Annotated in this window: 13 protein-coding genes; 4 read left to right on the top strand and 9 right to left on the bottom strand. The window is 37.4% G+C overall.

All coding sequences use genetic code 11. The features are described 5' to 3' along the window. Nucleotides 1-846: 846 nt before the first annotated feature. The 5 genes from HMPREF2813_RS02810 to HMPREF2813_RS02790 form a co-directional block, all read right to left on the bottom strand. Nucleotides 847-1707, bottom strand: coding sequence for a Dam family site-specific DNA-(adenine-N6)-methyltransferase (locus tag HMPREF2813_RS02810; protein ID WP_005694087.1), 861 nt, complete (start codon nucleotides 1705-1707; stop codon nucleotides 847-849). Nucleotide 1708: 1 nt separating this feature from the next. After that, on the bottom strand, nucleotides 1709-2797 hold the full coding sequence (gene aroB / locus HMPREF2813_RS02805) for a 3-dehydroquinate synthase (RefSeq protein WP_014550545.1): 1089 nt from the start codon (nucleotides 2795-2797) through the stop codon (nucleotides 1709-1711). 19 nt (nucleotides 2798-2816) lie between these two features. Continuing rightward, a complete protein-coding gene (gene aroK, locus HMPREF2813_RS02800) occupies nucleotides 2817-3359 on the bottom strand; it encodes a shikimate kinase AroK (protein ID WP_014550546.1) in 543 nt (180 codons plus the stop codon). 284 nt (nucleotides 3360-3643) lie between these two features. After that, on the bottom strand, nucleotides 3644-5455 hold the full coding sequence (gene nadN / locus HMPREF2813_RS02795) for an NAD nucleotidase (protein ID WP_010868956.1): 1812 nt from the start codon (nucleotides 5453-5455) through the stop codon (nucleotides 3644-3646). Nucleotides 5456-5477: 22 nt separating this feature from the next. Further along, entirely contained in the window at nucleotides 5478-6251 is a 774-nt protein-coding gene (locus HMPREF2813_RS02790; protein ID WP_014550547.1) for a hypothetical protein, read from the bottom strand. A 292-nt stretch (nucleotides 6252-6543) separates the two neighbouring features. On the opposite strand from HMPREF2813_RS02790, the gene rpsP reads away from it, so the two are divergent. Genes rpsP through rplS form a run of 4 tightly spaced genes read left to right on the top strand, consistent with a single transcriptional unit; the run spans nucleotide 6544 to nucleotide 8529 of the window. Next, the gene (gene rpsP / locus HMPREF2813_RS02785) at nucleotides 6544-6792 is read left to right on the top strand and encodes a 30S ribosomal protein S16 (protein WP_005653865.1); all 249 of its coding nucleotides are present in this window, start codon (nucleotides 6544-6546) and stop codon (nucleotides 6790-6792) included. 44 nt (nucleotides 6793-6836) lie between these two features. Then, on the top strand, nucleotides 6837-7364 hold the full coding sequence (gene rimM / locus HMPREF2813_RS02780) for a ribosome maturation factor RimM (protein ID WP_005653863.1): 528 nt from the start codon (nucleotides 6837-6839) through the stop codon (nucleotides 7362-7364). Between the two features lie 37 nt (nucleotides 7365-7401). After that, nucleotides 7402-8142, top strand: coding sequence for a tRNA (guanosine(37)-N1)-methyltransferase TrmD (gene trmD, locus HMPREF2813_RS02775; protein WP_005661387.1), 741 nt, complete (start codon nucleotides 7402-7404; stop codon nucleotides 8140-8142). 36 nt (nucleotides 8143-8178) lie between these two features. Next, the gene (gene rplS, locus HMPREF2813_RS02770) at nucleotides 8179-8529 is read left to right on the top strand and encodes a 50S ribosomal protein L19 (RefSeq protein WP_005648735.1); all 351 of its coding nucleotides are present in this window, start codon (nucleotides 8179-8181) and stop codon (nucleotides 8527-8529) included. Between the two features lie 108 nt (nucleotides 8530-8637). Here the strand turns inward: rplS and selD are convergent, their stop codons facing one another. From selD to mepA, 4 genes are read right to left on the bottom strand one after another with little or no spacing between them, the layout of a single operon-like run. Further along, entirely contained in the window at nucleotides 8638-9678 is a 1041-nt protein-coding gene (gene selD / locus HMPREF2813_RS02765) for a selenide, water dikinase SelD (protein WP_014550548.1), read from the bottom strand. Nucleotides 9679-9735: 57 nt separating this feature from the next. Continuing rightward, entirely contained in the window at nucleotides 9736-10692 is a 957-nt protein-coding gene (lpxM, locus tag HMPREF2813_RS02760) for a lauroyl-Kdo(2)-lipid IV(A) myristoyltransferase (protein ID WP_005688096.1), read from the bottom strand. A gap of 46 nt (nucleotides 10693-10738) precedes the next feature. Next, nucleotides 10739-11506 carry a TSUP family transporter gene (locus tag HMPREF2813_RS02755; RefSeq protein ID WP_070646959.1) on the bottom strand — a complete coding sequence of 256 codons (768 nt, stop codon included), beginning with the start codon at nucleotides 11504-11506 and terminating at the stop codon, nucleotides 10739-10741. A 17-nt stretch (nucleotides 11507-11523) separates the two neighbouring features. Further along, nucleotides 11524-12384 (bottom strand): penicillin-insensitive murein endopeptidase, encoded by an 861-nt coding sequence (gene mepA, locus HMPREF2813_RS02750; protein WP_014550549.1) that lies wholly within the window; start codon nucleotides 12382-12384, stop codon nucleotides 11524-11526. Nucleotides 12385-12474: the final 90 nt, after the last annotated feature.

Genomic DNA, 12474 nt, shown 5'->3' with positions numbered 1-12474 from the left:
ATCAAACCAAAATCTAAACCAGCAGTGACGTTTATTTTTATATGTTCCTTTTTGGTTAGGGCAGTCTGCTAGTGTTAATAGAATATAAGGAATTTGATACTCTTCAAGTTTATCGTATTCCCAAATTTTTTGTTGATTAGCTAATATAATAAATTCAATAGGTTATAAGTTTTTTGCCAAAAAACTAATTTGACGATAATATTTTTGCCAATTTTTTCTGAATGAATTTTTTAATTCAGTCCATGCGTTTTATTTGGTGATAATGGAAAATATGATTGGTATAAATTGCTTTAGTTTAATTTTATGGGGCAGAATTCGCTTTTTGGGTAATTAGAAAAATTGCTATTAGAGGATGGTACTGTATTAACATTTTTCTCAAATAAAACTTGAGCACAAATAGGGCAGTGGCATTTGGGTCTAGTATCTTTTAAACCTAACGGTTTATTACCAAATTCAATAATGTACTCCTTGACAGTGATTAAAATTTCTTTGCTTGGATGGTTTTGCGTTTTCCATTTTATCCTATTTGTTATACACTAAAGAATAAAGCATAACAGGCTTAAATTTTGATGAATTATCCACAGTACAAATAAGGCGTTATTAAAATAATTTACATTCTACTATAGGATAATAATTATTCTGATGATTGGATGAGTTTTCTAGATAATCATTCTGATAAAACAAAAGGATTACAGGTAAAATTACAGACTTGTGAGTATTTTGGGTTAGTATCAAAAAAGTATATAGGTACTGTAAGAGATAAATGGTAATACACAATATATTATTTTATTGTGGTTTTAAAATTACGATTTTGGTACTTTTAGTATAAAGTAAGGGCTATTTTTATTATTTACGAGCACCAAATATCGCAATCAATTCTTTCACTTTTACGCGTTTTTCTGGGTTTTGGCTAATAGAACGTTGGACTTTTACCCGTTTAAATTTAGCACCGTTATAAATTTCACGCGTAAATTTAGTATCGTGATTCGAGATCAATATCGAAATTTGTTTTTCTTTTTGTATAGATTTCGCTAAATCTGCCAAAGCACGTTGCTGCGCCAGTCCAAACTCATTGCCCGCATAACCAGTAAAATTAGTCTCTTGTTGTAGCGGAGCATAAGGTGGATCACAATAAATCACCGAATCCTTATCGGCAAATTCAAAAGTTTTTTGAAAATCACAGCATAAAAACACCGCACTTTGCGCTTTATGCGCAAAATAACGTAATTCATCCTCTGGAAAATAATGAGTTTTGTAAGCACCAAAAGGTACATTAAATTCATTCTTGCTGTTATAACGGCATAATCCATTAAAACCAAAACGATTCAAATACAAAAAAATAATCGAACGTTCGAAAGGATCTGTTGATGCATTGAATTGGCGACGTTTAGCATAGTAATAATCGGGTGTATTGGCATCATCAGCGAAGAAAATCGGCTTACAATCTTCAATATAACCATCTACATTTTCTTTCACAATATTGAATAGATTGATTAAATCAGGATTGATATCTGCCAAAATATAGCGTTCAAAATTAGAATTAAGAAATACTGCTCCAGCGCCCACAAATGGCTCAATTAAGCAGTTTTTTTTGTTTGGAAAGGCTTTATTTATCTCGTCCGTTAAACGAAATTTTCCCCCCGCCCATTTTAAAAATGGACGGTGTTTTAACTTAGGTTTTAAAGATTGTTTTTTCGGACGTAACATCTTAATCCGTTTGAGTACAACGACGAATTGCGTTTAACACGAGGGTATGTTCGGTATCATTCGCCACATAAGCTTGACCTAGAGATTTGAGTAATACCAGACGCAATTTACCCGATAGAACTTTTTTATCACGCATCATATGCGGTAAATAGTCCTCCGGCTGCATCGTATCTGGAGATACGGTGGGCAAATTGGCACGAGCAAGTAATTTTTCAAGGCGAGACACATCTGCAATAGAAATATCTCCAAGTTCTTCCGAAAGCGCCGCTGCCATCATCATTCCCGTAGAAACAGCTTCACCATGAAGCCAGTTTCCATAACCTAAGTGAGTTTCAATGGCATGTCCAAAAGTATGTCCAAGATTAAGCAATGCACGATCGCCTTTTTCTGTTTCATCTCTCGCGACAACATCTGCTTTAATTTGGCAACAACGAGAAATACAATGTTGAAGCGCCTCAGGATGCAAAGCGACAAGTTCATCAATATGTTGCTCTAGCCATTCAAAAAATTCGTAATCTAAAATGGCACCATATTTGATAACTTCGGCAAGCCCCGCGTTTACTTCACGTTTAGGAAGTGTATTAAGCGTGAGCGTATCAATAATAACCATTGATGGCTGATAGAACGCGCCAATCATATTTTTGCCTAATTCATGATTAACCGCCGTTTTACCGCCCACTGAAGAATCCACTTGTGAAAGCAATGTTGTTGGAATTTGAATTAAACGCACGCCGCGCTGATAACTTGCCGCAGCAAAGCCAGCAACATCGCCAATTACGCCACCGCCCAATGCAATAATCGTGGTATCTCGCCCATGATTACCTTGCAAAAGTGCGGTGAAAATTAAGTTTAAAGATTCAAGTGTTTTGTATTTTTCGCCATCTGGCAATAAAACATGATCGACTACGCAACCACGTTTTTCCAACGCATAGATGACTGTATCAAGATAAAACTGTGCAACCGTGGGATTCGTTACAATCATCACGCGATCCCCAGGTTTAATCGGGTAACTACGTTCATCTTGTAACAATTCGCTACCAATTAAAATAGGATAGCGACGCTCTTGCAATTCCACATTGACGCACAACATAATTTATCCTTAGGTGTGTTTAAAGCGAACCATTTAGTCCAGTCATATTATCAATTAAATCAACAATTTGATTTACCATTACTTTGGCATTTTGTTCATCGGTTGGCAACGTGATGTCCGCAATTTCTTCATAAAACGGGTTGCGAGTCTTTGCTAAATCTTCCAATACTTGACGAGGATTCTCTGCATCTTGGAGCAATGGACGTTTTTTATCACGTTGAGTGCGTTGGAATTGTTTTTCCACCGTTGTTTCTAAATAAATCACAATACCACGTGCTGATAAATAATTACGGTTTTCCTTAGAAAGCACTGCTCCCCCACCAGTTGAAAGTACAATACCTTGCATTTGTGTGAGTTCGTTAATAATGCGTTCTTCACGTTTTCGGAAGCCGTCTTCGCCTTCCAAATCAAAAATCCAGCTAATATCCGCGCCCGTACGTTCTTCAATCACTGCATCGGAATCAATAAAATCCATATTAAGCTGTTGTGCTAATTGACGACCGATAGTACTTTTACCTGCACCCATTGGTCCTACTAAAAAAATATTACGTTTTTCCGCCATTGTTCTTTATCTAATTAAATTAAAAGTGAAATAAAATTCGATCATTTCTAATGAAAATAAACTGCGTAAAAATGCAGAAGATAGAAAGATCTCCCAAAAAATGGGGTAGATTATCGCAATAAATCACCCTATTTTTCAACCTCTATAGGGAATTTATTTTCCACGAGAAAGCATCTAAATATGGAATAGTTAAAATTCTTAATCATCTATGAAGTCTTCAAACCTAGGACTAATAACAAAAATAGCGCGTTAAATACGCGCTATTTTTAGCCTATTTTTCAATTTTATTTTTTAGGTAATGCATCAGTTGAAGCATTAAATTTCACATTTGATGAAGTGTAAGCCTCAAAGTGCGGATGTTTTTTCATAAATTTTATGAAACTTTCTGCATCAGGTAAGTAGGTATCAACGCCTTCATATTTTGGATCGTTAAATAATTTACCAAAGGTTTTATAACCGTCTTTACCGCCTGCAACATAAGCATTTGTTCCGACAAGATAACGTTTGTTATCATCAATCGGTTCCCATTGTTGGGTTTGTTTATTCAAGACTTCAACACTCACTAAACGCTTACCTTCCGCATTTGGTGTTTCATTCGCTTCATAACGAATACCTGCACCATAAGGGAATGCGCCTGTAGAGCCATCAACCAAAGCAAATTGCATTGCATCTTCAAGCACTTGTTTCACTAATGAACCTTCCATTTTATAGGTATATAACGTATTCCCGAAAGGTAAGAAAGTATAAGCATCGTTAAAGGTTACATTACCCGGTAAAATATCTGCGCGTACACCGCCAGCATTTTGAATAGTTAAATCCACTGTTTTGAGTTCGTTATACATTGTTTCTGCAATAAAACGCGTTGCAATAGAACCTTCTGGATTTGAGCCTGCTTTATTTGGGATACGGTTTGCTGAACCACCCGGCATTGCAGAACCTGTGATGACACCAACAATTTCTTGTGCTAAACGATCTTTTTCACTTTTATATTTTGAAATAAGCATGTCTGTTTTTGCATCATGATCATCAAGTGAAATACTCTTCATTGATTTTAAAGTATCAAGTGCTTTTTTACGTTCATCGCCAGTTAATTCCGTCCATTTACCTTCCGCATTTTTCACTTGAAGTTTATGAGAACTCATTAACACATGAGGAATTTTACGAGTAATAGACGCTATACCTTCAGGACTGAATTTAACACCCAAATCCCCCACCACGGCAGAATAAGCCCAGCCTTCCATTACAAATACAGGGTCTCCATTTGGATTTTTAAATTCAAGTGGATATTCATAGATTACTGGAAGTTTTAAACTACGTAATTCATCATTTCCGTATAAATAATGTGAATCGCCAGTAACGATCACATCAATATCATTTACTTTTTGAGCAATTTCGATATTTTTTTCACTACCTGCGTGTGAAAGTAGGATAATTTTATTAATTCCTTGCTGTTTTAGCGCATTTGCCATAATTTGTGCAGTAGCAATTTCATCGTAGAACTTCACATCCTTACCCGGAGAAGAGGAATTCACTGTTTTATTCACAGTATCTAAACCGATAATGGCAATTTTTTCTCCATCCACAGTGAAAATATCGTAAGGTTTCCATTTGTTATACAAAATTGAATTTTTATCAGGAATCACATTAGCTGAAAGCACTGGGATTTTTAATGGTTCAAGCAGTTTTAATAACCCTTCATTACCCGCGTCAAATTCATGATTACCTAAAGTAAAATAATGGAAATTACCTGCATTCATCACAGCTGCATCTGCAGAACCACCAAACAGCGTGAAGTAAAGTGTACCAGTAATGGCATCGCCTGCATGCAGTACTAATGGATTTTTGTATTTTTTACGCAATTTGTTAAGTTTTGCATTGACAGCAGAAAAACCACCAATATCCACTTTGGTTTGCTGACCATTTAAATTAATCCGTGTTTCGTGCGGTTCTAAATAAGAATGGTGATCATTGATATGCAAAATACTTAATTCCACAGCTTTGTGAGCTTGTGGTGCCTCTTTGGCAAGAGCTACACTAGTGAAAAGCATCGCAAATGCACTGAGTGCAAAGGAGGCTGATTTTTTGGATAAAAGCATAAAAACTCCTATTGGTAAGGGATTAATTTAAACCTTCTAGCATTGCTTGAAAGGTTTTGTAACGAATTGCATCATTATTGTGCTGTAAATTTTCTCGAGGTTGATCTAGATACGAAAAATCATCAACTTCCACACCTTTAAATTGGAGATTGAACATCATATTTGCTAAAGCAAGGCGAGGCTTAATTTCAGAAGAAGGAGTAATCAAACTTACACGATTTTCAGTAATCGGAAAAATAGTTTGATTAGGAAAATCTTGACGCATTTGTTCAATCATTTTTTGAAATATATCTTTGGCATTCAAAGACAATAATATAATTTGATCTGCTTTCGCTCCCCGCTCCATTAAAGTCTGAACAAATTGCTCTGAATTATCTGTTTGACGAATATAAATTTTTGCCTGATCATTTGCTAAAAAAGACACCAGTAAGTTTTTCTTCATTTCCTGAATTAAATTAGCATCAACAGTATTTATTGGCTCAAAGTATAAGTAATCAAGAAATTTAGGCGTGAGATTTTTATCTGTTTTAAAAATGCGAGTGAGGATTTTTTCGCTTATTTGGATCTGATTATCAAGAAATTGGGGAGGTAAAGAAAAAAGTGCGGTAAGTTTTTTTTGTAAATTTGTAATTTGTTGTTTATCTTGTTTAGCTAAAGCCATTGAAAATTGTTGCTTCAAAGCCTCAGCTGATTCAGTGGATATTGATTGATGAGAAGACGGATTAGCTATTACACCTTGTTGAACACCAATAAATGATGCTAATCCAATTAACACAGAATGAAAACTAATTTTCATATATAAACCTCATTTAACTGATATTTTATCAAGCTAAAATACCGCTATACGCGTAAATTTGACCTAAAACAGCTGGATGCCTCGTATTATATCGTAAAACAAAATAAATTGTGAATGATAATTAAAAGGAATACAACCTACTTTATGCATACAAAACTTGCAATTTTGCTTGAAAAGTATAAAATTCGCAGGCTTTTTGTCTATATATACAGAGAAAAAAGTAAGCTATATTCTCAAATCACTTTCGAATTTGAGAATATTCTTTTAGTAATTAAACATTTAGAGGAAGGTTATGGTAACCATTCGTTTATCTCGTGGCGGAGCTAAAAAACGCCCATTTTATCAAATCGTAGTCGCTGACAGTCGTTCACCTCGTGACGGTCGCTTCATTGAACGTGTAGGTTTCTTCAATCCAATTGCACAAGGTAATGCAGAACGTCTTCGCATTAATCTTGAGCGTGTAAATCACTGGGTTGCTCAAGGTGCTTCACTTTCTGATCGTGTTGCGAGCTTGGTAAAAGAAGCACAAAAAGCAGCATAATTTTGCTTTTTGATTTAGTTCTCAAACTAAGATAGGTGAAAAATATGGAACAACAACATATTGAAGTTGTGGGCAAATTAGGCTCAACCTACGGTATTCGTGGGTGGTTGCGTATTTATTCATCAACAGAACAAGCTGAAAGCATTTTTGATTATCAACCTTGGTTTTTAAAAATCAAAGGCGAATGGCAATCAATTGAATTAGAAAACTGGCGTTATCATAATCACGAAATCATCGTTAAATTAAAAGGCGTTGATGACCGTGAAGCTGCACAAATTTTAGCGAATGTTGAAATTGGTGTAGATTTATCTGTTTTCCCAGAACTAGAAGAGGGCGATTATTACTGGCACGATTTAATCGGTTGTACAGTCGTAAACTTAGAAGGTTATACAATGGGAACAGTAACAGAAATGATGGAAACGGGTTCTAATGATGTATTAGTGGTTAAAGCCAATACCAAAGATGCTTTTGGAAAACAAGAGCGGTTAATTCCGTTTTTGTATGAACAAGTAGTTAAAAGAGTCGATCTCACCACGAAAACTATTGAAGTGGATTGGGACGCTGGTTTCTAATCTCAAGTATGCACAAACGTAATGTAGTAGGCTTTTTATGTGGATAGGGGTAATTTCATTATTCCCCGAAATGTTTAAAGCAATTACGGAATTTGGGGTTACAGGTAGAGCCGTAAAACATAATCTTCTGAAAGTTGAATGTTGGAATCCAAGAGATTTTACATTCGACAAGCATAAAACCGTGGACGATCGCCCTTATGGTGGTGGCCCAGGAATGCTAATGATGGTGCAACCTTTACGGGATGCGATTCATACTGCAAAAGCTGCGGCAGGAGAAGGCGCAAAGGTGATTTACCTTTCGCCACAAGGACGTAAACTCGATCAAGGCGGCGTAACCGAGCTTGCTCAAAATCAGAAATTGATTTTAGTATGTGGACGTTACGAAGGGATTGATGAACGGTTGATTCAAACTGAAATTGATGAAGAATGGTCAATCGGCGATTACGTTCTGACCGGTGGGGAATTGCCGGCAATGACATTAATTGATGCTGTTGCACGTTTTATTCCCGGTGTATTAGGCAAACAAGCCTCGGCAGAAGAAGATTCTTTTGCAGATGGTTTATTAGATTGCCCGCATTACACTAGACCAGAAGTGTTAGAAGGATTAACTGTACCACCCGTGCTGATGTCGGGACATCACGAAGAAATTCGGAAATGGCGATTAAAACAATCGCTACAGAGAACGTGGCTCCGACGCCCTGAGCTCTTAGAAGGCCTAGCTCTGACTGACGAACAACGTAAGCTGTTAAAAGAGGCGCAAGCCGAGCATAACAGTTAGTTTCAGTTACATCTAGGATCAATAAAGGATCAAACAATGTCTAACATTATCAAACAACTTGAACAAGAACAATTAAAACAAAACGTACCTAGCTTCCGCCCAGGTGATACTTTAGAAGTTAAAGTATGGGTGGTTGAAGGTAGCAAACGTCGTTTGCAAGCATTCGAAGGCGTGGTTATTGCAATTCGTAACCGTGGCTTGCACTCAGCATTTACTTTACGTAAAGTATCTAACGGCGTAGGTGTTGAGCGTGTATTCCAAACTCACTCTCCAGCTGTAGATTCTATCGCAGTTAAACGTAAAGGTGCGGTACGTAAAGCTAAACTTTACTACTTACGTGAACGTTCAGGTAAATCAGCTCGTATTAAAGAGCGTTTAGGCGCATAATTCCATTATATTTAATGATAATCTAAAAAACCTTGGGATATTCCAAGGTTTTTTGCTATGTGGATCATGGTAATTTAATTAATCATTAGGATGATCGATTAAAATTCCTTATTTTACTTCAACAACGATATCGGATTCTGATTTAGGTTTCAATTTACCCACTTCATATAAATCAATGCCCGCATCTTTGGCTATGTCAATTACTGTTTGAACGCAATTAGGCTCAACAGCCACTAATAAACCACCTGATGTTTGAGGATCACACAAAATCGCTTTTTGTTCTTCCGTTAATACGCCAATTTTATGTCCATAACTTTCAAAATTACGCCCTGTTCCACCGGGTACGCAACCTTGAGTAATATAATCTTTTACACCGTCCAAAGTTTTAATTTTGTCCGAAAAAACTACCGCACTTACATTTGAACCTTCACAGATTTCAATTAAATGACCAAGTAAACCAAATCCAGTGACATCCGTCATTGCGGTGACGCCATCCACTTGGGAAAATTGACTACCAATAGAATTCATTTGGCACATGGCTGCAGTAGCTAAACCTTGATGTTCTGGTTTTAGTTTTCCTTTTTTTTCCGCCGTCGTCAAAATACCAATACCAAGCGGTTTCGTCATATAAAGCTTACAACCTGATTTTGCAGAAGCATTACGTTTCACTTTTTCAGTGTCAATCACGCCTGTCACGGCTAAACCAAAAATAGGTTCAGGCGAATCAATGGAATGTCCACCCGCCAAAGCAATCCCCGCTTGATGGCAAGCAAAACGCCCACCATCAACAATTTTCTGTGCAACTTCTGCAGGTAATACATTGGTTGGAAAACCTAAAATAGCAATTCCCATTATCGGCTTACCGCCCATAGCAAAAATATCACTGATGGCATTGGTCGCAGCAATTCGTCCAAAATCAAAAGGATCATCCACAATCGGCATGAAAAAGTCTGTGGTACTGATAATTGCAGTTCCATTACCAAGATCATACACCGCCGCATCGTCTGCAGTTTCATTGCCAACGATCAGATTTGGATCATAAAATTTTTCCAGTTCTGAATGTAAAATTGTCCCTAACACCTTAGGCGAAATTTTACAGCCTCAACCTGCACCATGGCTGTATTGCGTCAGCCGAATTTTTTCTTCCATTTCTTATTTACCTTATTGAATATCCGTTTTCGAGAATATGACTTTCAAACCCTATTTTTAATTGTAAAGATCCTCACCATCTTTCCTTGTACGCAATAATTGCAAAATCCAAACATATTGCTCTGGAGATGGTGTAACAAAAGATTCTATTTCTTCGTTCATTGCTCGGGCTGATTGTTCAGGATCATCACTTAAATTCATTGCAGGATGAATTTCCATTTCATATTTGCCCGTTTCAGCGTTATAACGAGGAAACATTGGAATAACAACGGCTTTAGAAAGTTTTGCCATTTTATTTAACCCTGGCAATGTCGCTTTATAAGTCCCAAAGAAATCAACAAATACGCTTTGTTCCGCCCCAAAATCTTCATCTGGTAAGTAATAACCCATTTCGCCTTTACGAACATGATTTAAAAAAGGTTTAATACCATTTTGGCGTGCGTGCATTTTTCCGCCGAAACGTTGGCGTGCAATCGTCCAAAGCCAATCCACCAATGGATTACGGTGTGGATTATACATAGAAGTCATTGGCATGCCTTGAGTGTGCAAAATAATGCCAGACGCATCAATCGCCCAGCCATGTGGCACCATAAGAATAATATTCTTTCCTTCAGCTTTTGCCTGTTCGATATGTTCAAGACCGATAAATTCGCTTCGTTTTTGCAAATGTTTCTTTGAACGGATTGCAATCTCACCAATTCCAAACATAACTTGTGTAACAACCGTAAACATTTTATCAATCACTTGCTCACGTTGTTGTTCAGTCCAATGAGGGAAACAATATTGCAAGTTAGTTTGTGCACGCGTACGCTGTTTCTTTGCTTTATGCCCAATCCAAATACCTAATTTTCCCGCAAATTTATCGCGCAGACGAAAAGGCACAAATGCTAACAACAATAAAAAGAAAATACCAAGCCAAATCCCCAAATATTGAGGCTTTAAATACGACCATGAAAAGTGCGCTTCATAGCCCACTCTCGCCGTCAAACGTAAATTTTGTTGATTATCCGACATAATAAAATGTAATTAATTTTAACCGCACTTTTGCGCGCTTTCCGAATTAAAAATGAAACCAACCCTGATCGTACACCATTTTAGCCGTCATCATAAAAGACATGATAACAACCATCGGTCGAATCAAGGTTTTACCTTTCGTCATCACCATTTTGGCACCTAAATTTGCACCTAAAATGCTCCCAGCCATCATCACGAAACCCACTTTCCAAAGAATTTGTCCGCCCAATAAGAAAAGTGCAAAAGAAGCAAGGTTTGAAGTGAAGTTCATCACTTTTGCATGTGCCGTCGCTTTTGGGAGATTAAATCCTAGCAAAGTAACACAGGCTAAACTCATGATTGAGCCAGTTCCTGGGCCAAAGAAGCCATCATCAAAACCTAAAAATGGGCTAACTAAAAGACCAAATAACATGTAACTTAAACGCTGTTTTCGATCTTTATCACCTAATTTAGGGGTAAATAAAAAATATAGACCAATAGCTAAAATCAAAAAAGGCAGAATTTTTTTGAAAATCGCCATATCAATTGATTGAATTAATAATGTACCTAGGGCTGAACCTAAGAAAACCCAAATCAAAATAAACCAAATATCGCGTAAATTGACCGCTCTTTTTCGCAAGAAATAAAGGCTTGCGGATAATGCACCGCCCATAGCTTGCAATTTGTTGGTGCCTAACGCCATTGCTGGTGGCATGCCAGTCATAAGCAACGCTGGAATAGTAATTAATCCACCACCGCCAGCAATTGCATCGATAAATGATGCAACAAAACCAACACAAAACAATATTGCTAAAAGATCAATGCCGATATCCATATTGATTTACCTTAATGCTATTCTAACCATTCACTCCGATTCGGGGAATTTAAAATTTGTTGGCACAAAAACGGCTCAGGCGGTGTAACTTTAGGTTTGCTCACTGAAGCACCTGGTTTTGGCGGTTCAAACCAAGAATATAATTCGTCTCCACAACCATCACCAGCAGGCACAGGCGCTTGATTTTCACAATAAGGCGCATCTGCTGGGCAAGTTAAACGAACATGAAAATGAGAGTTGTGTCCATACCAAGGACGAACTTTGTGTAGCCAACCGCGATCATTGCCAGCGGTTTGACATAATTTTACCTTAATCGCAGGATTAACAAAAATACGCGTCACATTTGGATCTTGCGCGGCTAACTTGATTAACGTCGCATGATTGCTATTCCATACTCGTTCATCCACTCGTTGCGCCTTTCTATCTACAACTAATAAACCTTTACCATCAGAATTCAGTGCATCGGCGTCTGACATTTCGCCCATTCTTAACCAAATATCCGCATCTAATCCCATCTGATGGCTAGCATGACCCGTTAAAAAACGCCCGCCACCCGGCATGGCAATATCGCCCACTAACATCGTTGGCAACCCAGCAGCTTTAACGCGTTGCCCCAAACGTTCAAGATACTGAATCATATTTGGATGACCATAATAACGATTGCGATTCATACGAATAACTTGGTAACCTTCACCTTTCGGCGGTAATGCTTGCGCTCCAATAATACACCCGTTGGTATAACTACCAATAGGACTTGCTTTACCATCTTCACTTGGAATAGGGCGTTTCACTTTTTGCCAATCTAGAGGAGACGCAACAACGTTCAGAGAGAAAAGTGCGGTAAAAATTATGGTTGTTTTTAATAAAATTTTATTCATTCTAAAGTTTTGCTGTAGGTAAATATATCCTAGGTTTTGCCGTGGGTAAGTATACCCACGGTTAGAAAAATAGTTCCCCTTTGGGGAACT

The sequence above is a fragment of the Haemophilus sp. HMSC066A11 genome (assembly GCF_001811665.1).
In the GTDB taxonomy this organism is placed as follows: domain Bacteria; phylum Pseudomonadota; class Gammaproteobacteria; order Enterobacterales; family Pasteurellaceae; genus Haemophilus; species Haemophilus influenzae.
Note: the sequence above shows the minus strand (reverse complement) of the source record. Positions and strands in the feature narration are given on the sequence as shown.

Bases quoted from the DNA above. Each gene is read 5' to 3' on its own strand.
- HMPREF2813_RS02755 (WP_070646959.1), bottom strand. From the start codon at position 11,506: ATGGATATCGGCATTGATCTTTTAGCAATATTGTTTTGTGTTGGTTTT.
- nadN (WP_010868956.1), bottom strand. From the start codon at position 5,455: ATGCTTTTATCCAAAAAATCAGCCTCCTTTGCACTCAGTGCATTTGCG.
- aroB (WP_014550545.1), bottom strand. From the start codon at position 2,797: ATGTTGTGCGTCAATGTGGAATTGCAAGAGCGTCGCTATCCTATTTTA.
- mepA (WP_014550549.1), bottom strand. From the start codon at position 12,384: ATGAATAAAATTTTATTAAAAACAACCATAATTTTTACCGCACTTTTC.
- aroK (WP_014550546.1), bottom strand. From the start codon at position 3,359: ATGGCGGAAAAACGTAATATTTTTTTAGTAGGACCAATGGGTGCAGGT.
- HMPREF2813_RS02810 (WP_005694087.1), bottom strand. From the start codon at position 1,707: ATGTTACGTCCGAAAAAACAATCTTTAAAACCTAAGTTAAAACACCGT.
- trmD (WP_005661387.1), top strand. From the start codon at position 7,402: ATGTGGATAGGGGTAATTTCATTATTCCCCGAAATGTTTAAAGCAATT.
- HMPREF2813_RS02790 (WP_014550547.1), bottom strand. From the start codon at position 6,251: ATGAAAATTAGTTTTCATTCTGTGTTAATTGGATTAGCATCATTTATT.
- rplS (WP_005648735.1), top strand. From the start codon at position 8,179: ATGTCTAACATTATCAAACAACTTGAACAAGAACAATTAAAACAAAAC.
- lpxM (WP_005688096.1), bottom strand. From the start codon at position 10,692: ATGTCGGATAATCAACAAAATTTACGTTTGACGGCGAGAGTGGGCTAT.
- rimM (WP_005653863.1), top strand. From the start codon at position 6,837: ATGGAACAACAACATATTGAAGTTGTGGGCAAATTAGGCTCAACCTAC.
- rpsP (WP_005653865.1), top strand. From the start codon at position 6,544: ATGGTAACCATTCGTTTATCTCGTGGCGGAGCTAAAAAACGCCCATTT.